The organism is Algoriphagus sp. NBT04N3 (assembly GCF_019443765.1).
Classification (GTDB): domain Bacteria; phylum Bacteroidota; class Bacteroidia; order Cytophagales; family Cyclobacteriaceae; genus Algoriphagus; species Algoriphagus ornithinivorans.
On sequence record NZ_CP048415.1, the window covers coordinates 4,078,465 to 4,103,512 of the forward strand.

At 38.9% G+C, this 25,048-nt stretch carries 22 protein-coding genes and 1 pseudogene; 8 read left to right on the forward strand and 15 right to left on the reverse strand.

Annotated elements, in window-relative coordinates:
* The first annotated feature begins 2,083 nt into the window (after positions 1-2,083).
* On the forward strand, positions 2,084-2,335 hold the full coding sequence (locus GYM62_RS17755; protein WP_219957388.1) for a hypothetical protein: 252 nt from the start codon (positions 2,084-2,086) through the stop codon (positions 2,333-2,335).
* Between the two features lie 35 nt (positions 2,336-2,370).
* On the opposite strand, the gene GYM62_RS17760 is transcribed toward GYM62_RS17755, so the two are convergent.
* The 4 genes from GYM62_RS17760 to GYM62_RS17775 form a co-directional block, all read right to left on the reverse strand.
* Positions 2,371-3,723, reverse strand: coding sequence for a RagB/SusD family nutrient uptake outer membrane protein (locus GYM62_RS17760; RefSeq protein WP_219957389.1), 1,353 nt, complete (start codon positions 3,721-3,723; stop codon positions 2,371-2,373).
* Positions 3,724-3,865: 142 nt separating this feature from the next.
* Positions 3,866-7,072 carry a SusC/RagA family TonB-linked outer membrane protein gene (locus tag GYM62_RS17765; protein ID WP_219957390.1) on the reverse strand — a complete coding sequence of 1,069 codons (3,207 nt, stop codon included), beginning with the start codon at positions 7,070-7,072 and terminating at the stop codon, positions 3,866-3,868.
* Positions 7,069-8,754 carry a thioredoxin family protein gene (locus tag GYM62_RS17770; protein ID WP_219957391.1) on the reverse strand — a complete coding sequence of 562 codons (1,686 nt, stop codon included), beginning with the start codon at positions 8,752-8,754 and terminating at the stop codon, positions 7,069-7,071. The genes GYM62_RS17765 and GYM62_RS17770 overlap by 4 nt, the downstream gene beginning before the upstream one ends.
* Before the next feature lie 355 nt (positions 8,755-9,109).
* Complete coding sequence (locus GYM62_RS17775; RefSeq protein WP_219957392.1) at positions 9,110-9,322, reverse strand: hypothetical protein; 213 nt, start codon at positions 9,320-9,322, stop codon at positions 9,110-9,112.
* 347 nt (positions 9,323-9,669) lie between these two features.
* Here GYM62_RS17775 and GYM62_RS17780 point away from each other — a divergent pair, with 347 nt between their 5' ends.
* Positions 9,670-10,236: a hypothetical protein gene (locus tag GYM62_RS17780; protein WP_219957393.1), complete on the forward strand. Its 567-nt coding sequence runs from the start codon at positions 9,670-9,672 to the stop codon at positions 10,234-10,236.
* A gap of 177 nt (positions 10,237-10,413) precedes the next feature.
* Here GYM62_RS17780 and GYM62_RS17785 read toward each other — a convergent pair whose 3' ends face one another.
* The gene (locus tag GYM62_RS17785) at positions 10,414-11,682 is read right to left on the reverse strand and encodes an ATP/GTP-binding protein (protein ID WP_219957394.1); all 1,269 of its coding nucleotides are present in this window, start codon (positions 11,680-11,682) and stop codon (positions 10,414-10,416) included.
* Between the two features lie 481 nt (positions 11,683-12,163).
* Between GYM62_RS17785 and GYM62_RS17790 the strand changes: the two genes are divergently transcribed.
* Genes GYM62_RS17790 through GYM62_RS17805 form a run of 4 tightly spaced genes read left to right on the forward strand, consistent with a single transcriptional unit; the run spans position 12,164 to position 14,509 of the window.
* On the forward strand, positions 12,164-12,337 hold the full coding sequence (locus GYM62_RS17790) for a hypothetical protein (protein WP_219957395.1): 174 nt from the start codon (positions 12,164-12,166) through the stop codon (positions 12,335-12,337).
* A gap of 4 nt (positions 12,338-12,341) precedes the next feature.
* Positions 12,342-12,830: a Pycsar system effector family protein gene (locus GYM62_RS17795; protein ID WP_219957396.1), complete on the forward strand. Its 489-nt coding sequence runs from the start codon at positions 12,342-12,344 to the stop codon at positions 12,828-12,830.
* Positions 12,831-12,836: 6 nt separating this feature from the next.
* Positions 12,837-13,850 carry an adenylate/guanylate cyclase domain-containing protein gene (locus GYM62_RS17800; RefSeq protein WP_219957397.1) on the forward strand — a complete coding sequence of 338 codons (1,014 nt, stop codon included), beginning with the start codon at positions 12,837-12,839 and terminating at the stop codon, positions 13,848-13,850.
* Positions 13,850-14,509, forward strand: coding sequence for a YecA family protein (locus GYM62_RS17805; protein WP_219957398.1), 660 nt, complete (start codon positions 13,850-13,852; stop codon positions 14,507-14,509). The genes GYM62_RS17800 and GYM62_RS17805 overlap by 1 nt, the downstream gene beginning before the upstream one ends.
* 145 nt (positions 14,510-14,654) lie before the next feature.
* On the opposite strand, the gene GYM62_RS17810 is transcribed toward GYM62_RS17805, so the two are convergent.
* Entirely contained in the window at positions 14,655-15,257 is a 603-nt protein-coding gene (locus tag GYM62_RS17810; protein ID WP_219957399.1) for an NADAR family protein, read from the reverse strand.
* Positions 15,258-15,274: 17 nt separating this feature from the next.
* A complete protein-coding gene (locus GYM62_RS17815) occupies positions 15,275-16,000 on the reverse strand; it encodes a hypothetical protein (protein WP_219957400.1) in 726 nt (241 codons plus the stop codon).
* Positions 16,001-16,240: 240 nt separating this feature from the next.
* On the opposite strand from GYM62_RS17815, the gene GYM62_RS17820 reads away from it, so the two are divergent.
* Together GYM62_RS17820 and GYM62_RS17825 are read left to right on the forward strand one after the other, a co-directional pair.
* Positions 16,241-16,570 (forward strand): transposase, encoded by a 330-nt coding sequence (locus tag GYM62_RS17820; protein WP_219957401.1) that lies wholly within the window; start codon positions 16,241-16,243, stop codon positions 16,568-16,570.
* A gap of 57 nt (positions 16,571-16,627) precedes the next feature.
* Positions 16,628-17,562: pseudogene (locus tag GYM62_RS17825) on the forward strand (transposase).
* Here the strand turns inward: GYM62_RS17825 and GYM62_RS17830 are convergent.
* From GYM62_RS17830 to GYM62_RS17865, 8 genes are all read right to left on the reverse strand, one after another.
* On the reverse strand, positions 17,553-17,762 hold the full coding sequence (locus tag GYM62_RS17830; RefSeq protein WP_219957402.1) for a hypothetical protein: 210 nt from the start codon (positions 17,760-17,762) through the stop codon (positions 17,553-17,555). The pseudogene GYM62_RS17825 and the gene GYM62_RS17830 sit on opposite strands and share 10 nt — an antisense overlap.
* Positions 17,763-17,913: 151 nt before the next feature.
* A complete protein-coding gene (locus tag GYM62_RS17835; protein WP_219957403.1) occupies positions 17,914-18,477 on the reverse strand; it encodes a sce7726 family protein in 564 nt (187 codons plus the stop codon).
* A 67-nt stretch (positions 18,478-18,544) separates the two neighbouring features.
* Positions 18,545-19,564: a beta family protein gene (locus tag GYM62_RS17840; RefSeq protein ID WP_219957404.1), complete on the reverse strand. Its 1,020-nt coding sequence runs from the start codon at positions 19,562-19,564 to the stop codon at positions 18,545-18,547.
* A gap of 586 nt (positions 19,565-20,150) precedes the next feature.
* Positions 20,151-20,246, reverse strand: coding sequence for a cysteine peptidase family C39 domain-containing protein (locus GYM62_RS21185; protein WP_219959485.1), 96 nt, complete (start codon positions 20,244-20,246; stop codon positions 20,151-20,153).
* A 9-nt stretch (positions 20,247-20,255) separates the two neighbouring features.
* On the reverse strand, positions 20,256-21,401 hold the full coding sequence (locus tag GYM62_RS17850) for a 6-bladed beta-propeller (protein ID WP_219957405.1): 1,146 nt from the start codon (positions 21,399-21,401) through the stop codon (positions 20,256-20,258).
* A gap of 63 nt (positions 21,402-21,464) precedes the next feature.
* Positions 21,465-21,671 carry a hypothetical protein gene (locus GYM62_RS17855; protein WP_144607191.1) on the reverse strand — a complete coding sequence of 69 codons (207 nt, stop codon included), beginning with the start codon at positions 21,669-21,671 and terminating at the stop codon, positions 21,465-21,467.
* 104 nt (positions 21,672-21,775) lie between these two features.
* A complete protein-coding gene (locus GYM62_RS21190; RefSeq protein WP_370627675.1) occupies positions 21,776-21,910 on the reverse strand; it encodes a hypothetical protein in 135 nt (44 codons plus the stop codon).
* Positions 21,911-22,058: 148 nt separating this feature from the next.
* Positions 22,059-24,827, reverse strand: coding sequence for a carboxypeptidase-like regulatory domain-containing protein (locus tag GYM62_RS17865; protein WP_219957407.1), 2,769 nt, complete (start codon positions 24,825-24,827; stop codon positions 22,059-22,061).
* Between the last annotated feature and the right edge of the window lie 221 nt (positions 24,828-25,048).

The following is a 25,048-nucleotide window of genomic DNA, read 5'->3' on the forward strand; positions in this document are numbered from 1 at the left end:
TTAATTTTAGGGCGAGTCAAGCTGAGAAAATCCCCCTTGCCTCCTTTAAAAGGGGAATTGATCCTTCTCAGATTTAAGGCATTGAGATCAGAAATTTAATCTCTTCAAAGTCTGAAAGGCTTAAGCTCTTCAATTGCCATGCCAGAGGCGCACAGGCCCGAGTAAGGAGGCGGAGGAACGGAGCTTTCAATTCAGCATTTACATCGGCCGTCCCTATGGGACTTCGTCAACAATTCAACACCTTATCTGAATTCCAGAGATTGAAATCTCTGGCTTGGAAATATTTCGTCGCTATGCGACTTATAACTCCTTCGAACTGAAACCTATTTCAAAGCTCCTTTGGAGCGTAAAATGTCATAGCCCCGCCTGAGGACAGGCAGGGGTTTTAACCCCTGGTACGAAAAAACGCAACCCTCCCCCAGCGCTGGCCCTTTTACCCTGTTTGAAAGCGAAATCTCAATGCCAGCAAGAAAGGAAGAGAAATACATTAGAAATAAAAGAAATACGCCTGCGGCGAAATATTCCTAAACTTGAGGTTATCGATAAGATATTTTTTAAGATAAGAGAAGATATGCCTTCGGCGAGATATTTATCCCGTAGGGATTTCAGCTCGGTGGCAAAAAAATGACCACAAACTCTTCACCATGCCGTAGGTATGGCACTACATAGAAATACGGTAGAAATAAATAGAAATACGCCTGCGGCGAAATAATCAAAATATACCTAAAAGATAATTTTTAAGATATGCCTTCGGCGAGATAAACTATCAATCGAACTCGGATCAAAAGCTCCGAAGGAGCGGAGATTTTTTAGCCAGGGGTTTTAACCCCTGGATTCCAAAATGAACCACCCTTCCCCAGCGCTGGCGCAGAATTTCAAATTAGAAACGAAATCACCGTGCCAGCAAGACATTCGAGAAATAAAATGGAAACAGATAGAAATACGCCTGCGGCGAAATATTTCTAAACTCGAGGTTATCGATAAGATATTTTTTAAGATAAGAGAAGATATGCCTTCGGCGATATTTATATGGAAATACTGTGGAACTACATTGAAAAATGCCTGCGGCGAAATAATCAAAATATACCTAAAAGATAATTTTTAAGATATGCCTTTAGCAAGATAAACTATCAATCGAACTCGGATCAAAAGCTCCAAAGGAGCGTAATTTCTTAGCCCTGGGTGCAACCCAGGGTATAAATGCGGACGAAAATCCCCCCAGCGCTGGCCCTTAATCTCCAATTGGAAACAAAATCTCAATGCCAGCAAGACGGCGACGAAATCCAAATTGGATCAATTATTCTCTTTGTTCTTTTTTAGGCAAAAAAGAACCAAAAAGCCTTGTCGTGGCAAAGCTTCCCCCCTTATGCCAGCCCACGCCCCGCTGCCACGACCTCCCACCGCGCCCTTACGAATATTGGTATTGCATTATTCCTAAAAAATATCCGCATTGTGGGTTTCGACCTCCCCCAGCCCCTCCTCTAGGAGGGGAGCAGGTTCTGACCTACCATTAAGCAAAGGAATAAATGGGAACTTTTGGATGATCCAAATTTTTGTTGTGAAAGAAAGCAGATCCTAATCCTCGGAGGATTTTCTACTACTCCAGCTAAAATTTTTTGTTAAAAACGCGCCAAATGGCACATTTTGGCCCAACTATTTTTCAAATGCGCCAAATGGCTTAGGTGATTTTCAATTTTCTTTTTTAAGTTTCTTTTCCAATCACAATCAGATTGACTAAGCAGGGAGAACTCAAGGGCCTGATGCAGAGACTGATAGATTGACCCGGTTTACTTGGGTGTTCTGTTCATGAAACCTTCGAGGTTTGGAAAACCTCAAAGGTTAAAGGAAAAAGAGGGCCAGCTGTGGAGGCTGGCCCGGCAGCCTGAAAACCTGCAAGTAAGGCTGCAAAAAGTGAGATAAATATAGTTAAAATACGGAAGTTCATTTCTCTCGATGGTTTGGGTGAGAGACAAGCCAATACCGGTGAACCTCCTCCAGGGAGATGCCGAAAACCCTTGTTAGAGTAGGCAAACAACCAAAACGGTTTGTCCCTTTTTGATTCGTTAAAAAAGGGTCCAAAACGATGAATAAACTTTCAAAACTGCTTCCAGCACTGGCTTTGGTGCTGGGGGCATTTGCAGCTGTGGCTTTCACAAGTCCAGATAAACCTCAGCCAGAATACGGTCTTGACGGTAGCAACTGGATTAATGTGGAAAACCTGCAAATAGGTCAAGATTACCTCTGTAACGAAAGTGAAGAGGTTTGTACTCGAACTGCCCCTTCCATCACCGCGCCAATGGTGAAAGAGGGAACATTTGAGTTCCTGGGACAGTAAGTCCTTTACCGGGGAGGGCCTAGGCCCTCCCTTTGTTAAAGTAAATCATTCCATCTTAGCTCACGTGGAGGAATTGGAAATACATAGCCTTCTGAATTCGGGAGCAAGATACTTTCAGAGTTATTCCAACTGCGGTCTATGGTAATGGCCAAATCCGGGTCTTGGTTGTAGCGCCTTAAATCCAACCAACGAATTCCCCGAAATACCAACTCTTTTCTACGCTCCTCGATAATTCTTCGAAGCAGTTCCTTCCCAGAAACCCCAACCAACGGGGTAAAGGCCCCAGATTGAAATCGGTGCTCCAGCAAATAGTTCAAGTCGTTTAATGCCTGGTCCTCTCTTCCTAATCTGGCTGCGGCTTCGGCGTGATCCAATAAAACTTCATCTGTAGCCAGACCTGTAAACAAAAAAGCATCTCCGGTATACCTTCCCGTGAGAGAATACATTCCCTTCACGGGACTTGAACTGAAATAAACAGTTTTTCGTAAGTCCAAGGAATCATATAACTCATAAACTTCAGGATTGATCACCATTTGATTATTGACTGTAAACCTTCCCGAATACATCTTATTGTAATGAATCACCTCCTTATGGAATCGGGAAAATCTGTATCTGAGACTTAAGTCCAATTCATTAAAATCCAAAAGCGAATTCCTGATAGCTAAGGCATTGGCAGAATGTTCAAAAGCCTTTTCATAATCTTGAATCGAAAGAAATATTCGACTAAGTAAGGCCTCTACCGCCCATCTCGAAGGACGAGTAGGGATCTCAGGAAAATCTGGCAACTCTGTTCTGGCAAATTCCAAATCTTCAATAATGAAGTCATAGACCTCTCTTAAAGGGAATACAGGGCTTGAAGCATTAATATCCGCATCTCTTCGGATTGGTATTCCTTTTTGTTGAGTTTGATTAGGTACATAGGGCTCTGCAAATTGCTGGACCAAAGAAAAATGTCCCATAGCTCTGTAAAATCGTGCTGAGGCCTTCAGTTCCAACGCTCTTCTCTCCTCTTCCTGAGTTTTGGGAGCATAATCCAGAAGCCCTTCCAATACATTGTTGGCATAAAAGATTTTTTGGTAAGAAAAGGCCCAGTCTACCCCTGCATTATCAGGGGGGTAAATATCCTTTTCCCAGAAATAGGCCCCACTTTCTTCCAAGGTCATCAGGTTAAGCAAATTATTACTGATTAAAGCCTCATCGGAAGCTAAAAAACCCATTTTCGAGCTTGAATTCATGGATCTAGGCTCTGCATCCAAGAGTGCTTGGAAATCATCCAATGTCTGTGGAATAACCAGTGTTTGATCCGGTTTTTCATCCAGGAAATTTTCACAGGCGCCCAAAGTGAAGAGCGGTAAAATTCCCATTAGTAGTGATTTAATATTTTTCATTTTCATTTGTTTGATTAATCGTTTATTCAAATTCAATTCTTCAGAGGTGACGGTAACCAGCCGCCGGAACAGAAGTACTTGGAGCGAAATCCTATGAGAAATGCTTTATTTTTTCCTCTGAACTTTTACCTCTGAAGCATTTTTAGAAATTCACTGAAAGCCCCATAGAAAAGGTTCGGGGAGCCTGAAAGTTTCTGTAATCAGGATCTTTCACATCCTTGGCTGCCTTCCAAAGAATCCCCAGATTATCCAGATAGGTGTAGAGCTGCACTCTTTGTACCGGTAATCGCGAAAATTTGGATTTATCCCAAGTGTAGGAAACTCGGAGGTCCTGCCATCGAATATGGTCTCCTTTCCGCACTCTCCTACTGCTGATCCTGTCAAAGGTGGCCCTTCTTGGATTGTTCATTTCAGGATCAGAGGGGATATCAGTCATCTGCTCATCTCCTGGATTTTGCCATCTCAAAGCGTAATCCGAATGCGTAATTTCTCCCCTGTTCAACTGATCGTATTCTACCGACTCTTTTTTGAAATAATAGCCCAGTCTAAAGGAAATATTGGCCGATAACTCAAAGCCTTTCCAAAAGAAGGAATTTCGAAGGGCTCCAAAGTGGGTGGGAATGGAAGAACCCTCAAAAATCAAATCCTCCAGTTCAGTTTGATTTAAAATAGAAGCATAGTCCGAACTGGGTTCTCCATTTAGAAGTCCTAAAGGATCTCCTGTGTCAGGATCCAGTCCTGCAAAAGGAAAACTAAAAATGCTGTATAGGGGATACCCTTCTACCGGAACAGGACTGATACCAAAAAGCCCTGAGGAATATCCAGCAACTTGGGAAGCCGTTGGATTTTGTCTATAATCAACCACTTTTTCATTAAAATGGCTATACATCAAACTTGCATTCCATTCAACCGGCCCCTCCATGATTCTTCCATTTAAAAGGATGTCGAGCCCAATGGTATTGGTTCGGGCGTAGTTTTTGGTCAAATTGGACTGACCTGAAGAGGGATAGGTTGGTAAAACCCCAAAAAGATCAATCCCCTGCTTTTGGTACCCCTCAATGGAACCGGTCAATCGTTGTCTAGCCAATTCGAATTCCGTCCCGAAATTGACAATTTTGATGCGCTCCCATCGCAATTGGGGATTGGGAGGACTGAGAATGGAAAGCCAAGGCCTGCCTACCAAGCTGTTGCTAGCTGAGGTGAAATATTGGGCTGTGGTAAAGGCAGTCGCTGCGGGGTTAGTATTCCCATTAAACCCATAGCTCAGTTTGAGCTTCAAAAAGGATATCCAGTCATTCTGGATCCAGTTTTCTTCAGATAAGATCCAACCTAAACCCGCAGACCAAAGTGGAACTGCCCGGTTATTGGTTTTGACCCCATAAAGATTGGAAGCATCTCTGCGGGCAGAGACTGTTAGCAAATATCTTTTATTAAAGGTATAGCCAAGGTTTGCAAAACCGGAAAGAAATCGGTCTGTGAATCCTCCGTAGTTCTGTCTGAATGGTATTCGGTCCGGAAATCCGGTATGAATCTGGGTGTAGAAATTTAGGTAATCCACAGGCTGTGGAATTCCTGTAATTTCATCCACCCCATAGGCCCTTTCAGCAGAAATCCTTCGCTGAAAGTCCTTGAGCTCAAAACCAGCCAAAGCAGTTAATTCATGTTTTTCCCTCCAGACTTTGGAATAGTTGAGCTGCGTTCGCAAGGTATGGCTAAAAGCCTCCAGGTAATCAAAGTCATTGATGCCGCCAAGAGGGATGACCCTGGAAACCTCTCCAGAGGGCAAGAGTGTGGAATAAAGATTAATTAGGTTTCTGGAAAAGTAGGAACTGAGTGGATTGAGCTGTTCCCTTTTTCCCAAAGATCTCCAGTATTGGTAATCTGCCCGAAAACTAAGTCCCTCCAAGAATTCATAAGAAAGGGATGGATTAATTCGTATTTCATTGGAACTTTGAAAAGTACGGGATTCATTGATTTCCCTTAAGGGAAAGTAATCCCAATTTAACAATTCCGTATCCCGGAGGGATTTGATGAATCGGACTGTATAATTTCGGAATACGGGTAAAGGATTTCCTGACTCATCCTTCAATCGATCATATGGTGCTAGCCCTTCCAAAAAGGGAAAGCCGGATTGGTTTTGGGAATTGGCCAGATAGGTAGTCAATCCCACCTTCCATCTCTCATTGGAACTTCTCCAATTTTGCCGGAGGTTTATTGTAATTCGATGCGAAGATGCACTTACCTGAGATTCTCGGTTTCTGTCATATCCAATTCCTGCAAAGTAGGTATAATTGGGAGACCCTCCACTTACATTCAAAGCATATTGTTGGTTCAGAGAGCTTCGATAAAAGTCCTCCTGCAAATACGTCCGAAGATCTCTGCTTTTGAAAGCATTAAGTCGGTTCTCCAATTCATTTTCTGAAAGCTCCCCATTTCGAAATTGAAAAAGTGTCTCCACTACGGGAGATAAATCCCGTTGATCAAACGAATTGAAATCTCCATCGTAAAAGCCCTGATCAAATAGTCTTCTTTCCACCTCTACAAATTCTCCAATTCCCATCTGAGGGGCGTAAAAAGGATCAAAAGCCTGACCCACTGTAAGGTTACTGACCAGATTTACTTTTATAGGAGATGCAAATTTTCCTGATTTGGTCGTAATGACTATGACACCATTCCCAGCCTTTGCGCCCCAAATAGAAGCGGCTGCTGCATCTCTTAAAACGGTAATACTTTCCACATCATTGGGATTGATCGATGAAAGTGGACCGTCATAAGCCAGATTGTCCACCACGATCAAGGGATTATTGTCCGTAAACAGGGAACTGTTTCCCCGAATCGATATGCTTTCTCCCTTTTCCAAATCTGGTCTATCCCTGTTGAATACCAATCCCGGGGTCAAATCCTCCATCCGGTCAATCAGGTTTGTACTGACCCTTCGATTGATCAGTTCATTATCCAGGTAAGCAAAGGAACCCGTGGACCTTTCAGGAGTAAGTTCCTGAAATCCTGTAGATAAAACCTCGAATGAAGCCAATAAAAGCTCATCTTCTTTCAGGTAAATTTCTAAATCATTTGAAATTGGAAGAGTCAAATTCAATTCCTGGTGTCGGTAGCCGATAAAGCTGACCAAAAGGGTTTGATTTCCTCCCGGACTCTGGAGGGAAAATACACCTTCATCATTGGAAACGGTGCCCAGCGTTGTGCCTTTGATCAGGATGTTTACCCCGGGCAGGGTTTCTCCGGAGGCTTGGTCATAGACCACCCCTTTGATTAGATATTGCTCATTTTCTTGTGAATGGGCCAAGCTTATCAGCAAAAAGCCCAAAATCAGTAGTAGGATTTTTTTCATGGTTCTTGAATAGATGGGGTTGACAGAGTAGTTGGATAAATGGGTACTAATTCTTGAAGGCTGGCTTTAAAGCTTTCTTCGGTACGACCTGAAACCCAGATGCTCAATAGTTTCCCATCGGAATCCAACAGCATGGTTCTGGGATACCCGGAGATAAGGTAATAATCCAACCACGCTCTCCATTCTTTGCTTGGAAGCCGGTAATTGGGAATATCAGGACTGGAGTAGGTACTTAATTGTTCCTTCCATAGCTCGGGATTATTGTCAACTGAAATGGCTACCAGGTTGAACTCTTGATTGGATAAACCTGACTCCATTATTGGTTTTAGCACCGTATGGAAGAATTTGGCACTGTGGGAGCAGGTGGAGAAATAAAAATATAATAGCGTGGCCTTTCCTTCTAAATCCCGGATAGAAATGCTTTCGTCTTCCAGGGTATATAAGGAGGCCATCTTGATCTTGATGCCTGGTTCAAGACGGGAAGCTATTCCTTCCAGATGCCCCCGGTAGGTTTCCTTTCGGATATGTGATTGGATCCCTTCCAAAAAAGCAATCGGATCTTCAACTCTGTTTACATTTTCCAATGCATAGACGTAGAGCATTTGATCCTGAAGGCGTCCCTCTGTTTCGTTCAGTACCAGTCTGCTAAAGTCCGTATTATTCAGCGCAGCCTTCATTTTAGCCCATTCCATCGCCAGCAGTAGACCACCGGAACCAGGCCCCGAAAATTCTTGGTCGCTAAACAAGGGTTCCAGACTTTCTAGAATCCCCGGAATCTCTGATTCAATCCTTTGAACCACAAACTGGTTATGCTGGGCTTTTCCGATTTGATACCCATATCTTCTCAGGTGACTCAGCGTCTTGGCATAAAAGCTCCCCAGAATTTCCTGCTCCAGGAGCTTTATGCGGCTGTTACTTAATAAATGCTTTCGTTGAAAAAGTATATCTATCCCCGGGATTTCCTCCTTGGGAATAGCGAGCTGTCGGAATGCTGCTTCGATATCATCTTTCCCAAAATTTTGAATTTCCAATTGAGCTCCAAAATTCTGATAAGCAGCTTGGTATTGCTCCCGGTAATCATCTTTATCCAGAAATCCCTCTCTATCTCGTTCGATGATGACCCTGGGGGTTTCAAACTGATGCTGCTTTATTGCCCTTTGGACAAGATATTGGGTTTCCATCCAATCCCCTTCCGGACCTGCAAAAACCGTGGTGAACTTTTGGAGATCTAGGCCCAGCATCGCACTATCCCCCGGAAAGACAAGAAACTCATCCAGAATAGGCCTATCTCCCAGCATCAAGCTGACATAAGCATACTCGGTAAATTCCGGAAGGACCACTCTGAATTTTCGAACCCGTGGATCGAGGACCCCATCAAAGAAAGTCCCATGAGTTGTCTGGATTTCCAATACTGAATCCGGCAGGGCATCTCCCAAGACCTTCTTAAAAGGGCTGATCTGCATCTTCAAGGGGCCCAATGAATCCGGATTAATTAATTCACCATATAATATGGCTTTCCCTGAAAAAGGGGGAGCAAAACTCCGCTCCCTCCCTGGATGATGAGAATCAGCAAAGGCATTGCCGATCCCCAAGGGTGAGTCTGCAACTTGACTCCAACAGGTGAATTCACTTCCGACAAAGCATAGCCCTCCCAGGAAGCATGTGAATAGAATTTTTTTCATGCTCAAAAGAGTTGGAAGACCGAAGACCGGAGACGGAAGCACGGAGACGGAAGGGAAAATCAGAAATTAGAATCCTGAAAGCTGAAATGCCTAAACAGCAAGTTGATGGTAACCAACAAACACTTTATAGGATATAGCTCTCCCATTCCAACTCCCAAATGTCTTTAGGACTGGTCGGTCTTGATTAGAAATTGATTAAATGTGATAAGCGAAAATCCTCTGCAGCGGAAGGCTTATCTAACAGTCGACAGTCAAAAGTCGACAGTCAACAGTAACGTCACTCCCCGATTTGTGTGGATAGGCCCGTCGGAGTTTACAAAGTCCTTTTGGGCGCAATCAGGGAGAAAAAATAGGTTCAGATAGGGTTCTTTGGTTTTAGAGGGAAAAGGCGATCTCCCGTGGCGATACCTAGTTCCTCTGGTATTGAATAGTAGGCTCCGAAAGGAATCGGAATAGGCAGAGAACAAACTGACCCGCTTACCAACTGAGCATACCCTTCCGGCCCGTGGATCCTACAGACTACTGCCTGCAACAGAAAAGGAAGTAAATCAATCATGCTCGTTTTCATTAGAAATGAAAAATGGTAAAACGAGTCTATATCACGATAAAAATGGAGCACCATAGCCAAGGGCGCCAATCTACCGCACTGCAGGTTCCGACGCCTTTAGGAACGGAATTACGATAGGGCCCAAGAGCTATAGTGCATACGAAAGTACGCATAATAATCCCTTGAGCATTAACCTACCGTCTCGTCCTAATACAAATTGTCGGAATTGCAGTCGAGACTCATTTGATTAATGCCAAGTAAAAGGATAAGTCCTTCACTTATTCTTAAGTGTTTAAATATAAGTAAAGAATGTAAGATCAAAAATATTTTGACCATTTTTTAGACTAAATAATTTAATCCATTCGGTCATGGATAAAGATATTAACAAAATCCTTGACCAGATTTCGGCCCAAAGAATTGAAGAATTCATTAAATTCTTAAAGCTTACACCAATTGGGATGGCAGCATTTCTTGAAATTTCCACTGATCATATGTATTCCTTAAGAAAAGGGAGGAGGTCGATTAGTGATTCAATAGCCGAGTCTATTGCCACTAAACTAGGAATTACTGAGGCTGATGTTTACAATTCAAATTTTAAGCCTCGAAAGACAAAAGAGGGAGTTGACCATATGAGTAAATTCATAGTAACCAACAGTCACAATGCAAATTTTTTTCTAAACTTAAAAAACGAGAAAAGCCTCACTTTCAACATTCGCACAAAATTAGTTGAAAATGGATATTTCTATTCTGAGAAACGAGTAAGCCAAGTTGTAGAAGAGCTTGCCAGAATTCATATAAAAGTCTCTAGTGAGAGAGCCACCAAAAGCCTTCTTTACCTAGTTGAAACCGGATATTTAACATATCAAAAAAAGCCGTTTATCAAAAAGGATGGCACTGAAAGTAAACTTCAAGTAAATCATTATATTGAGACATAAAAATCTTGCTTGAACAATCCTGAAAAACGGAACAGTCTATAGTAAAGGGGTATTATTAGTGAGGAGAGGAAGGTTGCCTGTTCACCTTTATATTAATTCAATAATTTAATCTCCGTCCAGAAATTAATTTAAATTGACTATAGTTTCAAGCATTTAACATTTGTTTTATAAATTGGTTTAGCTTTTCTCAGTATTTGAAAATATGTTAAGTTGATTCATCATAGTTTGAGGAAGAGCACCATATTCGCCACTTAGGTAATCTTTTTCAAAAGAAGCGTCGCTTCTAACTCCTTGTTCATGAAGTGTCTTTAACCTAGTCCCCGACCTCCTTTCTTTTGAAACTAACACAATTTGATCTCTCCTTAGAATTCCTTGATTCATCAAATTTGTAAGGTGATTTACAAATAGTAATTGTCCTCCATGTGAATTTTCTTCACTACAGAATAATTTAACTAGAAAAGAGGTAAGTATTGGGTGCAGTCTTGCATCCAATTCATCTATTACCAAAGGAACCCCATTCATTAAACTATTAACAATCGGTCCAGCAATAGCAAAGAATTTCTGCGTTCCGGAAGATTCGTCTCTTAAATCAAAGCTAACAGCGTCTACCATCAAACCAGAAGAATCATAAACATAATGCTTAGTCAAAACTTTTAACTGATTGTGAACCTGTAATTTAATTATTCGTTGGATTTCATCATTTAAAATGGACAATTGCTGATTCGAAACATCTATCTCGGAAACTTCAAAATCATCAATATCAAATCCTGCAGTTTTGAATAGCCTTTTTAAATACCCTTTAATCTTAATATTTCTATATAAATCTGCTGTATAATTCTGAAATCCCAGGTAATTCGAGTCTGATATTATAGTTAAATTACTAAACCAATCATAAATCCATTTACAGATCTGGCCATTTAGTTGCGCAACTGTGGACAAAAACAAACTGTTATTTCTAAAAAAATCTTTTTTATTCCATCCTTCCCTAAACCTATTATTAAGGTCTATTTTTTCCTCTACCCTTTCAAAATAAAATTCTTCAGTCGTTTTCATTACAAAGAAAAGCCATTCTTTTCTCACAGACTCTCTATCAACCTCGAAACCATATCGAAAAATTTGACCGTTAACTGAGAACTCAATTTCGAAAAAACTTGGAGCATTTTTGCTTACTGTAGACAATCTAAATGGATCAATATCTATCAATTGACCAGGCTGATATAATCTATTGGAGTCTAACACAAAATTCCGCATGAATTCTAATGCTTTTACAACGTTACTTTTTCCGCTAGCATTTGGTCCATAAAAGGCTAGCGCCTTGAGTATTTTTTTTCCATTAGGGCCATCGGCTAAGTTTTCAGGGAATTGCTTAAGTGATTCACCCAAAAAAGAAACTGAAACCTTTTCATGAATTGACTTAAAATTTCCAATTGTGAATTTCAAAAGCATATATTTTCGAGTTTTTCGAGGATTTTAGACATATTATGTCTCAAAATTGAAAATTATATAATTTATTTTCGATTTTTTCGAACTTTTATTTGAACGGTATCTGTTTTATTAATACATTTAATATGAAAAGTTTATCTGACCCAAAAATCTAAAAAAAAAAATGAAGCAAATAGCGGAAAAGTAAAAAAACCAGGATGAGAATCATACCTGGTTTGCTTTCCTAGATTAGGAGACCTATATCTGATATAGGCATAAAGTACTATTGTTTTTGCACTTCAAACGTACTGCCTTTCATTCAGGAAAACAAGCCATTCGTGATTTTTCGCACAAAATGTGTCCTGGCTTATTAATTATTACAATTCAATATTCATTTGGAACTAACAGTTACTTGTTAGTTTCATATTCATATGTGATTTAAATTTATTCTGAATTATGGAATGATTATATACTTCAAAAAACAAGAAAACCAAAACAATAAAAAATGGCAACAAACAAACCATATGGCGATAACGCAAGAAAAGGGGCAGTCAAAAGTCGGTCCCAAGTCCTAAACCCAAAAACAGGTCAGTGGACTAAAAGAGACACGGAAACCGGGAAATTCATGGATGGGAAAAAGGATGGGACACCGTTTAAAGGAGTGAGAAAGGAGAAATAACAAAATGGAGAAAGAACGACTAAAATATTGTATTGATAGATTCGATGCTTTCTATGATACTGTAAACAATAAGAGCTCTGTTTTCTTAGGCCTTAGCACATTTATGGTAGGAGGACTAATAGCAGGATACCTGCCGATTATGGAACTTATAGTGCCAACCTCGGTCTTTCCGCTACTATATCTCTCCGCCGTAGGGATCGGCTTAATTACGATGATTATCCTAGTATTTGCATCTATTCCATATAGTGGAAAAAAAAGCGAATCGAGATATTTTTTTGGATCAATCTCAAGTTTATCTGCCGATCAATTCTATTCAAAATCTTTGGACTGCAATGATGAAGATGAACTTATTGACCTCAGATGTCAAGTTTACCAACTCTCTATTGGACTCGAATCAAAATTTGAAAAATTAAAATGGTCTGGATGGCTTTTGACCGCCCAATTCACTCTCTTGATTCCAATTATCATTTTGATATTAACCAACTTAAAATAAACCACCATGAAAATTTACAAAGATTACTTGGATGCTATTAGAAATACCATCGCATCTGATCCAAGATCAGGCAGACTAAGTGAAGACCTTTCCTATTCTGAAAGAGGAATAAAAAAAGGCTTTGATTTTAAAGCATTAAATGAGCAAGTTCCGGAAAAAAGGCTTTTGCCAAGTCTAGCCGAATTTGCCAACGAACTTGGTCTTTCACCAAACTTTGACCAGGTACTTGGACTTCATCCTCATTTTTCTCATTTGAAACATTCTGAAAGTCTGGAAGAACACTATATTGTTTCTATGTTCGTCGATATTAAAGGATCTACTAATCTTTTCAAAAAGTACGAGCCAAAAACTGTTTGGGGAATTACAAATACAATCCAAAGAGCAGCAATCCATACTTGTTTGATATTCGGCGGATATGTACATCGACTTCAGGGAGATGGACTATTCGTTTACTTCGGTGGTAAGGGCATCAGTATCTCTTCAGCAGTAAATAAAGCATTGCAATTCTCAAGCGTCTTCACATACTTCGTAAAAGAGGACCTTAAAAAATTATTTGATGAAAAGGGAATTGAAAAAATCGTTACTAGAATTGGTATCGATTTGGGTTACGACAGAGATGTAGTCTGGGGAATGGCAGGTATAGGTGAGATCAGTGAGGTTACAACTTGTAGCTTACATACAAGCCTTGCCAGTAAAATGCAAGGATCAGCAACTAGTAACGGGATTGTAATAGGTGACAATATTCTAAAGGAAAGTCCGAATCTCAATGAGTATTACACAACAGTTTGTGCAAGAACCGGAAATGAAAATGATCGTTACATTTTCCGAATACCTGAGGAGGGATTTAATTATACACAATATGATTTTGCGTGGGAGAAGTTTCTTAAAAAGCAGGATTTCATTGCTACTGATATGTTTGGGAATTTACAATTGAAAAACCAAACAGTTGTCATCCCTAATAGGGCCATTTCCAATCTAGCCCCAATAGCAGTTAAAAGTAAACCATATTTCAACTTCTGATGCCAAAAAAAAGCAAATTTGAAAAAGACTTTCTGGCGGTAGAGGAATTCTTTCCTAAACTTTCATATTTCTGGAATTCTAAATCAAAGCATTGGATAGTAAAAGGTGAACTTGATATCTGTGATACAGAAGGAGACTATTGGGAAACCTTTCATATAATAATCGGAATACCACAATGCTATCCGCACTGTGTCCCGATAGTTCTTGAAAACAGCAAACTAATCCCAAGAGATATCGACTGGCATATCTCTCAAGAGGGGGTTTGTTGCGTTGACATTGAGCATAATTTATTAGCAATGGCAAAGAGGGGAATTAATTTAAATTCATTTATTCGCGAAAAAGTATATCCCTATTTTGCCAATCAGATATACAAATTATCTGAAGAAAAGTATGCTGGAAAAGAATATTCCCATCACTTAGATGGTATAATCCAGTACTACATTGAGGATCTTAAACTAATTTCACTAGAAATTATTATTAATTTTTTAGAAAGGATATTATCGAATTCATTTATTGGAAGAAATAACAAATGCCCATGTGGAAGTGGGAAGAAAATCAAAGATTGTCATTTAGATGAAATTAATACAATTAAATCTATAGGCAGGAAAAAAATCGAAGAGGATTTGAAAAACATTAGATCGAAGGTTTCACTAATTTAAAAATCAGTCAATAACCACAAAGAATTGGGAAAATCTATCCTTATATTATTAGTTATTGAGCTGTTTTAAACTCAATAGGGGCATTTGCCCCTATTGATTTAACTTCATTGCCTCGATAGAAATATCTATCTAGCTCTTACTATACTTATGCAAATTCGTCTTCAAATTCAAGGGCTGGATCGCACACCGTTTCTATAGCAGATCCATATAATAAAAAGCCAGTAATTGTCAAAGGGGGTACACAACTGATCGGATTTTGATTAAGGACATACTCTTCTCTGAGTTTCATCAAAAGTCTTCCCAATGCATTCTTCCCTCTGAGGGTTTTGTCTTGATTCCTCATTGCCGCCCAATCCTTATCCTTTTTTGATACCTCCACTATGGGTCTATTTCCAGTATCAATCAGGACTTTTGAGAACTTTTCATAATTCTGGGAAAGCTTTACCTGCAATACCCAATACATGACATCATACTTAATAGATTCCCAATCTTGCCTTGTCTTGGCTAGGTATTTCCTACTGATCATTTTTGCAGTCATTGGGCTATGTTGCTCAATAATCTCCTGTTGGATTTCTGGAAATAAAGGATATCTACATACTTGATAAAGTGCTTCTGCAGTGGGAATTATAACATCATTTACCCGAATGGAAAAACCTGGAGACATATTAGATAGCCCTCCAAACTCACCCTTAGTGCTACTAAATGCCACCACTTCAGACGGTTGATAAATTCTTTCTGAAATTTTCATATTATAATTTATAATTTTTAATGAGATAGGCCTCTATTTTTTACACAAAATAACGGAATCCAGTCATGACCGGGTACATCCCACCAAAATACCAGGGGACATGTGTTGGAGACATTCCTCCACGTAAAAAACAAAGTGCCCGTTCCAAATGTTCGGTGAGACTTTACTGTGTCACCTAACGGTCTTTTCCTTGGATCTGGGGACAAAGATTTCACTTTCCCCAATAATTCTATTCCTTTTTCTAAGAAAATCTGCTCAAGTTTTAACCTGTTTTGGGAGTTGGAGAAGAATACCTCTTTTGAGGGCTGATTGGTATTTCGAAATGCAGGAGTATTGCCCGGATCTGTGATAGGCAGAGAATTCAGGTATTCTAAAACAAACTTTGGTTGATTTTGTACAGGATAAAGACAATTAAGCTTTTGATTATTCCACTTCACCTGGTTTTCAATCAAATAATCATACCAAATGGGGATTTTTTTAAAAAGTAATTCATCAACATTCTTCATCAATCTCCACTCAAAATTTCCTTTGCCTAGTTGGTGAATACAAAAAAAGCTCGATGCTAAGGTAATCGACCCTCCTAAAAGTAAATCTAAATTACTTCTACTTTTACCTGATTCTCCAAGCCATTTTACAAAGTCCCGATACAAAGTTCCTCCCGTAGCCAAAATATCGTCAACATAGATAAAGTGTTTTTTTGGAAACAATTTTAATTCTTCAATAGACGAACCGATTTTTTCCATAATAACCCTGTCAAAAATTTCTAAAAGATCCTTTTGGCTTTTATTCAGAGGCTGGAGATCTAAAAAACAAGTTGATTTTAAAAATTCAAGTAAGCTGGAATATTTGTAAAACTTCTGAAAGGCCTCTAAACTATCCAAAATTAAGGCCTCCGCCTTAATTTTGGATATGTAGGTCTCTGGGGATCAGTCCTAAAACTTGGGGGATTTGAGTGAATCGAGTTTCTTTGTTAAAAAAAACAATTGGAAGAAAAGGATTACCTCAGTTTACTTTTGCCTCAGGGGCTTTTGGAATTTTTCAAGGTTACCTCGGCAGCCTTTAAGGACAATGCTTATCATATTTATTTGGAAGAGCTCAACATTCATCCTGAACATCTTCAGGGAGTAAAGCTGGTTTCCAAAGGTTTTTTTGAGGAAGTTACCGTACAGGATTTCCCCCTGAGGGGTAAAGCTTGTTTCCTGAAAATAAAGCGGAGAAAGTGGTTGAATGAAGAGACGGGAAAGAATGTAAGCAGGGACTGGAATTTGGTAGCTAACGGCACGCGAATGACACAGGAATTCGCGCTTTTTTAAAAGGAACGACTGGACTCGTCCCCTGTAAGTTGTAAGAGTCTTGCTGAAAACTTCCATGTGAATGGAAAGGTCCTTGAACATCAGTATGTTTTTCATCTCAGTGACTTTCAGACTTGGTCTCAGAAATTCCATGCCAAGGATTGGATTCTCTTTCCGGAAAATCTGGGCACCCACCTCAGCATTGATGAAACATCCCTTTCTCAGGAGAGCTCTATACCGTACTGACCAATAAAGCCGCCAAAGGCAAAAAGGGAGCGTTGGTTGCTATGATTAAGGGGACTGACAGTGAGCGGGTAATTGATGTGCTGAGAAAATTACCTGAGGGCAAACGAAAGAAAGTCAAGGAAGTTACCCTGGACATGGCTGCCAGCATGGAACGAATTGTCCGCAGGAGTTTTCCTAAAGCACTGTTGGTTACCGACCGCTTCCATGTCCAGCAACTTGTTCATGAAGCCGTACAGGAAATGAGAATTGCCCACAGATGGGAGGCCATCGAGCAGGAAAACAAAGAAATGGAACTGAGCAAAGAGTGTGGCAAGCCATTTATTCCTAACAAGCTCGAAAACGGAGATACTGAAAAACAGCTTTTGGCAAGGAGTAGATATTTGCTTTTTAAGGCAGAGGATTCCTGGACGCCCTCACAGGCACACCGGGCAGAAATACTTTTCCATCGCTATCCTGATTTAGAAAAAGCTTATAAACTGTCCAGGTCTCTGGCCAGAATCTATCAGACCAGCAAAATCAAGGGAGTAGCCTTCACCAAACTAGCTCAATGGTACAACGAAGTGGAGCAGGCAGGATTCAAATCCTTCAACACCGTATCCAGAACCATCCAAAATCACTACGAAACCATTCTCAACTTCTTTGAAAACAGAAGCACAAACGCATCGGCTGAATCATTCAATGCAAAAATCAAAGCGTTCAGAGCACAGTTCAGAGGTGTGTCAAATGTCGAATTCTTCCTCTTCAGACTTTCCAATATCTATGGATAAAATTTTAGCCTCCCCAGATATTCAGACTGATCCGTCTCTGGAATAATATGCAAAAATTCTTCCAGTACGAATTCAGCACTATCTCCAAACTGATTTGCCCAGTTTAAAATATGCTCAACTGACATGGGATGTTTACATTCCTCATGATCGCAATGGTAATCCTTAATAATTTCGAAAATTTTCTCGGCCAATGATCTCATGTATTCGAAGGTAATTTTTAAAGCTAGTATTTAGGATACTGTTCCTTTTTATACCCCAATTAGCCTCACTAATTTGTGTTAGACATTTATCTACTCCCTAGCCTAGAAAAGGGGATTTGATCCAAATCCAATTAGATTCGGAGGTAAAAAATCATTCCCCTTTCCAATTTATTCTTTCCTTGATCTTACACCTTACAATTGAAGATAGTGTATTGACATCTAAATTTTTTGCCATAGCTTCACATAATAGCCAATTTCGATCCTTTTTGCGGAATGGGATATTATGCGTTTGAAGGCATTCAATCAGTTCATCTCTCCACAAAAGTTTTGCAATGTAAACCCCATCTCTATTCTTATTTTTTGCAGATTTCCTAATCTGTTCAATTGATCTAACTCCATCCACTTCTTTGCACAAGTAGATTCCAATCCATTTTGGGACAATATTCAATATTTTAGTACTAAACTTTCCTTCCGTAACGATTGATAAATAGTCAAAAACTTTAGAATAAGCTTCAATCTGAGATGGCAATCTTTTCAGAGTGTCTGATGCACTCTTTATTTCAAAGCCATGAAAAGAACCATTTATTACAGCTATATCAATTCTCGCTTTGGCAACAGGTAGGTTAAGTTCTTCAACAACTTTAGACTGATTATCAGAAATATACCTTTTGAGTTCAGTCTCTTTTAAAAGTTCTCGAATACAAGGGTCTTTCATCTCCGGCTAATTGAATATTTGCAAAGTAAACAGTTTAGAATGATTATCCATAAAAATTAATATGTACTCAAAGCAAGGAAGTCAGTAGTGTAATGTGGTGATTTTGCGAAATCTCAACCCAAGACCCTGCATTACCTGTCTTCCTTTTTGGATCTGAAATATTCTGCTGAGCATAAAAATCGATTCTGGCATCTCCCCATGAAAAAGTGGCACCACTATAATCAGAACTTGCAATAAGTTGCCCCGAAAAAGTTAAATATTGGCCATTTCCATCTGGATGATTACTAGATATTTGCCCCCTATAAATCACAAAATCATCTTCTTGAGTATATTTAATACTACAGCTCCCCTGAAAATTAGCTTCGCTGTAATAGGGATACTTCGTACCATAGTCGCTATATTTAACAGTACCCTTCACTCCCTTGTTTGATTGTAGCGAGGTCCATAAACCCCATTCATATCTATTTAAACGATAAACTCTTCCTGCAGGATTAAGTGAACCCAAATTCTCGGGAAAAGACCCAGCAGCCACAATCACATTTTCATAGTTCGACCTACCTGAAATTGAATTAATTACATTTAACGAAAGTGAAGTGATTATTCCATAATTTGATTGAGTAATTAAGCCGAAATCCAACAAAATAGAAACCTTATTAGCATTCATACCCAAACTTGCGGTCAGTGATGAGATTGCTGAATCTATATTCATAAATCCTCCACTAGAATTCGAAAATCTGATACATATCTTATTCACCTTTCCTGAATTCAATAAGCGAATTATAAGTCGGATATATCTTTGATCACTATTTTCTTGAACTATTGGAATAATCTCAACTCCTTGGGTATTTATATGAGATGTTAATTGGGAAATTGCAGTTGGGTTTAAGGATTTAATTAGAGATACATCTAAAAAAATTTGGTTTCCACCGCCGCTTCCCCAATCTTCAGAAAAAGTTTTAATTTTATCTATTGTACCATCTATTATCTGTAAAATAGGGCTTACATCGTCTATTACTGCTGGAGTTAATTTTGAAAGTGCAGTGAGCTCTCCAGGCTTAGAAAGAAGTATTGGAAAATATTTTTTCATCGTGTATAAGTTTACATAATTTCAAAATTGTAAATAGTTTAGGATTTTGGGTAATCCCAAAGAATATTATAAAAGTTGGCTTTGTCGCTCCTCCGTTTCCTTCCCGTACAGTAGTCGGTAGGAAAAGGTGATCATTTTATGCTATCATCCAGATCAGTGTCAAATGATGTTTGTTGGTTTCCGGATTTAAGCCCGAAAGGATTTTCTAAAAGTTGGTTTTTAACCTCACCCTTCTCCTCATTCTATACACTATCGGGAACGATCGATCCGTCTCAAAATGCAGGTTAATGAAAAGCAAAAAGTAGGTTAGTCGTTTTCAAGCACTAAAATACTTTTGTAAGAAAGGGAAAAAATTAAAAGAAAACATACCCTATACAGGGTATTTTTCACCCAAATTCCCAATGAAAACCTATAAAGGCGTTAAATAACTCTTTTTCAAAAGGGGAATTACCCAGGTAGTTGATTGCTGGCCATTCCACTTGACGCGGACTTGGTGTGGAAAAAAGAATTTGAGCCGAACAATCGCCGAATAGGCAGAAGGGACGATCTCACTTTCTTCCCGGGTAGTCTCCAATATTTCACGGATTTATTTTAAGGAAATAAGCTTCCCATGGTGCTTTGCAATTATCCGTAAGCAAGTGGGGCCACAATCTTTAGAATCTGGTTGTTTGTAGTGGGGAATAACAGTAGTCTATTTTAATTTGACAATATTCACAACAGGGTTCATTTCCTGAGTTTGGCTGTCACTATACTTATCATAATGGATAAAATAGAATAATTCATTTTCTAAATCCAGCGGTCGAATTACTATATCATCATTACCTGAGAAAGAGAATCCACCAGGCATATTTTTAGACAAGCCATTATTCAAATTAATATAAGCTACTCTTCTAAGTTCATCCTGAAATTCTATAATAATATGCTCATTGGATTTAATAATATTATAGATATTTAATGATTTAACTCCATTATTATCAATAGAGACATTATGATTGAAATTAAATTTTAAAATCGGAAAAAAATTATTCCCGATTTTTTCGTAAAGTGTGTCTCTGACTAACAAGTCAGGCGTAAGTACTGGCTTATAGAAATACAAACCAGTTTTATCTCTCGATATCCAATTCTTATACCTATATCCTGATATAATTTTTGAATCTAAGACAACCTTTCTAAAACTTATTGAATCTACGATTTCAAGGTTTTCATCAATTTTTAAAATGAAAGTCTCTGTTTGAAATTTCTTGTCAACTTCCCGCAAAAAATCATCCGTTATGGTATGCAATTGATTTTCATCAAAAAACAAATAATAAAGACCACCAGAAAATTTGGTCTCTTTGATAAACTTGAATTCTGAAGAAAACTCAAGTAATCTATAACCTGTTGATACATATATTTTACCAGAATCTCTATCCTCACAAATTGAATAAATTACACCTAATTCACCAGGTCCATCACCAATTGGTGCTAATCTGGATTTAAACTTACCATCTAGATCAAAAATCGAAATCTTCTTTAAATCGTCCAAAATAAATAAGTGATCATTTATAATTTTAACTTCATCTATTCTACCTAAATAAGAATCACTACTTGTCTCAAGTTGAATAGACGTTATCTTAGAAGAAATTTCTTGAACTTTAACTCTGTCGTTTCTTTGAGGAATATTTATTACTTCTACTTGATTTTTAGAATCTTCTTTTGAACACCCAAAAATTAAAATCAATAAGCCGAAAGTTACAATTATACTAAGTATATTTTTGCAATATCTTTGCAAAAAATTTGAAATCATTTCTAAATTTAAACTGCTTTTTTTACACCTAGAAATCATTATGTTTTCCATTTAAAATTTCAATTTTCTTTGAAAAATATTCGGCCCCATTAATATTTAAATAGGGCCGAAATTTTATTGTTCTGCTGCAATACAATGCGATCCTTCAGCACAGCCTGTTTCAGAAGTTGGATCTGGATTATCTGTCATTAATGTAAACCAATTTCCATCACCGCAATGGCATCTCCAGAATTGGCCTCCTAGAATCATCTTCATCTGACTTCTTCCCAAAATTTCATTGGTGCTAAGTCTCAGCATTTCTAAGCTTAATTTTTTCATCATTATAATTTTTTGATGTGAACTTACTCCAGAACGGACCATCCGATCTATAACTCTTTAAAATTACTTGGCTACAAACTGAATACCTATACCTTTTTTACTAATTTCTAGTAAATATTTACTAAGCTTAATTCGACCCCAATCGTCTTAAACCCTATCGCCTCCGCTGCCTCAATAAGCTTCAATAGACTGCTTGCTTCCTGAGTCGTCTCCAATATTTCCCGGATTTCTTTTAAGGAAATGAGCTTATCCTAGTGCTTAGGGATTAACCATAAGCTAATGCGATGAAGTCTTTTGAATCGGGTTAGTTGAAGTGAGTGGGTTCTTGAAGTGAAGAAAGGTTTTTTTTGAATAGGCTCAATGAAAGTCATCGGTGAATCAATTCTATTCCTATTTTTCAATTTGAATTACTTGGTCTATCAGCTCCCCGTCCAAGCTCCAGCCCTCTACTTTGATGCGAAAGCGATCGATGCCATACGGAACCTTGATTTTTACCTTAAATACTCCATCGGTGATTTCCGCAAGCGGATCCCAATAAATAGTTGGTTTTTTGGTAAGATATCGATCTGAAGATGGCGCTTTCGGAAACTCGGGGAAAGCTGTAAAACCTGGAACAGTAAAAAACTGGAAGCCTTCGGAATTGAATTTTGTTTCGATTTCAGGTTTGATTCTAAAACCCTTCTTGGTCTCAATCATAATTACCCCTGCATATCCAGCCATTCCAAAAACAGCTTTACTGATATTGTCAGAATATACTTTGATGGATAGGAGTTGAGACGGCTCTATTGAATTAGTTAGAAAATCCAATAATTCTCCTTTTTCCATAAAAGGCCTCGGTGATCCGTCCAAAATTAAAAGGGGAGCACCTACATTTTCACCAAAATTATAGTTTCCAAATTTTAATGTGCTTAAATTTAATCGAAGTAATCCTGCAATTTCTCCCATTGTTAGTTTTTCCAATTCTTTTGGACCAACTTCTTGGGTCGGTTCTCCATATCCATAATTTCGCTCAGCCATAGTCTCTCTCTCACGAGTTTCCTCTTTGACAAACTCTTCCAAAAGGATGTAATCTCCAGAGGTATCCAAAAAATAATCCTTGGATGAAATAGCTACTTTCCTGTAGGTAATTTTAGGCAAAGCAACTCCAAGTTCTGGTTTACCTAGTGATTCTAGTTCGACTGATCCAAATGGTCTGAGCTTCTCATTCATGGCAGCCACTGCTATCTGGGCGGTGTCTTGAAAGCTTAACCCAGTCGCCCAAAAGTATCCCAAAGAATCTGTCATGACCTGACCATAATCTTCCAGATCTCCCCGAACTATCGTGATGGGCTGGATTAGTCCCTGCCGTTTATTCTCCGGCGTAAATTTCCCTTTTAAGGATATTCCATACTCCACAGGATGGCTTAGACTGCTCTGAAAAGTTTCAGGCAAGCCTTCATACAGCCATTCCATGGTCTGTTCCAGTCGAATTCCCTGATTCATTTCTACTACTTGATCAGCATCAGTAATAGAAAGCACAAACTTACCGTCAATAGGATTTTCGAATTCGTCCAGAAAATCCAACTGTAAGTCCATTACCCGATAGTTCAGTGAATCACTAAGGGTGTAATCTGCCTTTACCACTATCGCATCTGAAAAAACTTCTAATGCTTCTTTCTCCATCTCAGGTATATAACCCTCCTCCATCACCACAAATGGAGCTAAAAACTGATCATCCATCAGGAAATTTCGATTCCAATGGGTATAAGCCCGAATCACATAATCACCCGGTTTCATTTCCTTGGGCAAAACTAGGGCTCCTGAGATTTTTCCCTGCTGGATTGGAAAGGTGGCCGATTGGATGATTCCGGAGTCTTCGGTTATAAGATCCACATGGACTACACGACTCAGCGAATCGGCCAGGAATGCATCTTGGTAAAGCATTTGTCCACCGATCCATGCTGTCTCTCCAGGGTAGAAATAGGGTTTGCTCAATGTAAGCCAGACTTTTTCCCGAAGCCGATTGAGTTGGCTAGATCGGCTCATGATTACCTCATCAGCTATTAGCTCTTCTATTTTAAAATCGGTAGTTGGGACAAAATCAAGTGGTAAAGCTCTGGCAACTCGCCTTCTCCCAAGGTAGCCAGAAAGAACTAGCTGGGTGGGGTTTAGTAGTACTCCATTTCGATCGACATCATAAAATCCCTCCGGAGCTTGGAGCCAACTAATCGGATGATATATTGTCGTGTAATAATCATTGGTCCATTCCTTCTTTAAATGATGCACTTCCAATGTTCCTTGAAGGAAAATTCGAAAAGTTCCGTCACCAAGTGGTCTTCGTAAAATAGAGTCTTTTCGGATTGGAATGATGGTTTTATTCAACTCTTGAAGAAAGTCATTGCTTCGATAGCTATCAATCGGGGCTGGTTTCGTTTTGAACAAAGCAAAATCACTTGAGTCCGGTGTATTAAGCAAAATAGATTGATTCAGATGCTTTAAAGAACCATAGTAATTGGCTTGTCGAGCCTCTTTCCAGCGGGAACTTCTCGCCAGACTATTAGATTCCATAGCTTCAAAAAACACCTGACCATAAAATCTGGAACCATCTCGCAAAACTCGAAAATCCTCTAGATAATAGGTTATATCGTAACCAAGCGCATCATTTAATATATGTATAGGTTCTTGGGCTGAGGCCTTCAGGTAATTTTTTCCATTTTTAACCTTGACTTTTTCAAAGTCAATTACCCATGGATTCAAAATCTCAATCTGTGATTTGTATGGATCGTCGGGAAGGGCCAGAAACACTTCTTCAAAGGTTTTTAAGTTCCTCTCCCAAGACTTATCCTGTTTGGCTTTAAGTTCAATCTCAGTGAGATTGGATTCGTTGAATGATAGCTCAAAAGTCACTTTCACCTCGCTTTTTCCTTCAAAAGAAATCATTTTGACTTCGGTCACATAGCCTACAAATGAGGCGACCAATTCAATCTGCGAAGGAAAATCACCGGATATACTAAACTTGCCTTCCGCGTCGGTAGCAATTCCCTGAGTGGTGTTGTTTACAAAAACATTGGCAAAGGGAAGCGGGAGTCCAGTATCCTTTTCAAGAACTAATCCACTGACTGTTTGAGCAGTAATATCTCCAAAGGCAAAAAATAAAAAGATAAAATAGAGAGCTCTCATGGGTGGGCCAGGTAAGATAAATGGTCTAAATGCTTCATTATTTTTTTGGAATGAAAGAGTTGAGGAAAGTTTCCTCAATTGATTAATCACAATTCACTCTACAGCCTAAAGCTGTTTGTCCAATTTTTTCCTAAAAGAAATAGCTAATAATCATGAGAACTGATTTATTGCTTTCTGTTCAATTTGAATTCTTTTTTTTACATAATATGTAATTGGATTTT

What these genes read in the sequence shown, in the direction of transcription:
- GYM62_RS17855 (WP_144607191.1), bottom strand. Translation starts at nt 21,671, where the DNA reads ATGATGAAAAAATTAAGCTTAGAAATGCTGAGACTTAGCACCAATGAA.
- GYM62_RS17770 (WP_219957391.1), bottom strand. Translation starts at nt 8,754, where the DNA reads ATGAAAAAAATTCTATTCACATGCTTCCTGGGAGGGCTATGCTTTGTC.
- GYM62_RS17795 (WP_219957396.1), top strand. Translation starts at nt 12,342, where the DNA reads ATGGAGAAAGAACGACTAAAATATTGTATTGATAGATTCGATGCTTTC.
- GYM62_RS17840 (WP_219957404.1), bottom strand. Translation starts at nt 19,564, where the DNA reads ATGAAAAAATATTTTCCAATACTTCTTTCTAAGCCTGGAGAGCTCACT.
- GYM62_RS17785 (WP_219957394.1), bottom strand. Translation starts at nt 11,682, where the DNA reads ATGCTTTTGAAATTCACAATTGGAAATTTTAAGTCAATTCATGAAAAG.
- GYM62_RS17850 (WP_219957405.1), bottom strand. Translation starts at nt 21,401, where the DNA reads ATGGAAAACATAATGATTTCTAGGTGTAAAAAAAGCAGTTTAAATTTA.
- GYM62_RS17760 (WP_219957389.1), bottom strand. Translation starts at nt 3,723, where the DNA reads ATGAAAAATATTAAATCACTACTAATGGGAATTTTACCGCTCTTCACT.
- GYM62_RS17830 (WP_219957402.1), bottom strand. Translation starts at nt 17,762, where the DNA reads ATGAGATCATTGGCCGAGAAAATTTTCGAAATTATTAAGGATTACCAT.
- GYM62_RS17780 (WP_219957393.1), top strand. Translation starts at nt 9,670, where the DNA reads ATGGATAAAGATATTAACAAAATCCTTGACCAGATTTCGGCCCAAAGA.
- GYM62_RS17815 (WP_219957400.1), bottom strand. Translation starts at nt 16,000, where the DNA reads ATGGAAAAAATCGGTTCGTCTATTGAAGAATTAAAATTGTTTCCAAAA.
- GYM62_RS17810 (WP_219957399.1), bottom strand. Translation starts at nt 15,257, where the DNA reads ATGAAAATTTCAGAAAGAATTTATCAACCGTCTGAAGTGGTGGCATTT.
- GYM62_RS17755 (WP_219957388.1), top strand. Translation starts at nt 2,084, where the DNA reads ATGAATAAACTTTCAAAACTGCTTCCAGCACTGGCTTTGGTGCTGGGG.
- GYM62_RS17765 (WP_219957390.1), bottom strand. Translation starts at nt 7,072, where the DNA reads ATGAAAAAAATCCTACTACTGATTTTGGGCTTTTTGCTGATAAGCTTG.
- GYM62_RS17790 (WP_219957395.1), top strand. Translation starts at nt 12,164, where the DNA reads ATGGCAACAAACAAACCATATGGCGATAACGCAAGAAAAGGGGCAGTC.
- GYM62_RS17835 (WP_219957403.1), bottom strand. Translation starts at nt 18,477, where the DNA reads ATGAAAGACCCTTGTATTCGAGAACTTTTAAAAGAGACTGAACTCAAA.
- GYM62_RS17865 (WP_219957407.1), bottom strand. Translation starts at nt 24,827, where the DNA reads ATGAGAGCTCTCTATTTTATCTTTTTATTTTTTGCCTTTGGAGATATT.
- GYM62_RS17775 (WP_219957392.1), bottom strand. Translation starts at nt 9,322, where the DNA reads ATGAAAACGAGCATGATTGATTTACTTCCTTTTCTGTTGCAGGCAGTA.
- GYM62_RS17800 (WP_219957397.1), top strand. Translation starts at nt 12,837, where the DNA reads ATGAAAATTTACAAAGATTACTTGGATGCTATTAGAAATACCATCGCA.
- GYM62_RS17805 (WP_219957398.1), top strand. Translation starts at nt 13,850, where the DNA reads ATGCCAAAAAAAAGCAAATTTGAAAAAGACTTTCTGGCGGTAGAGGAA.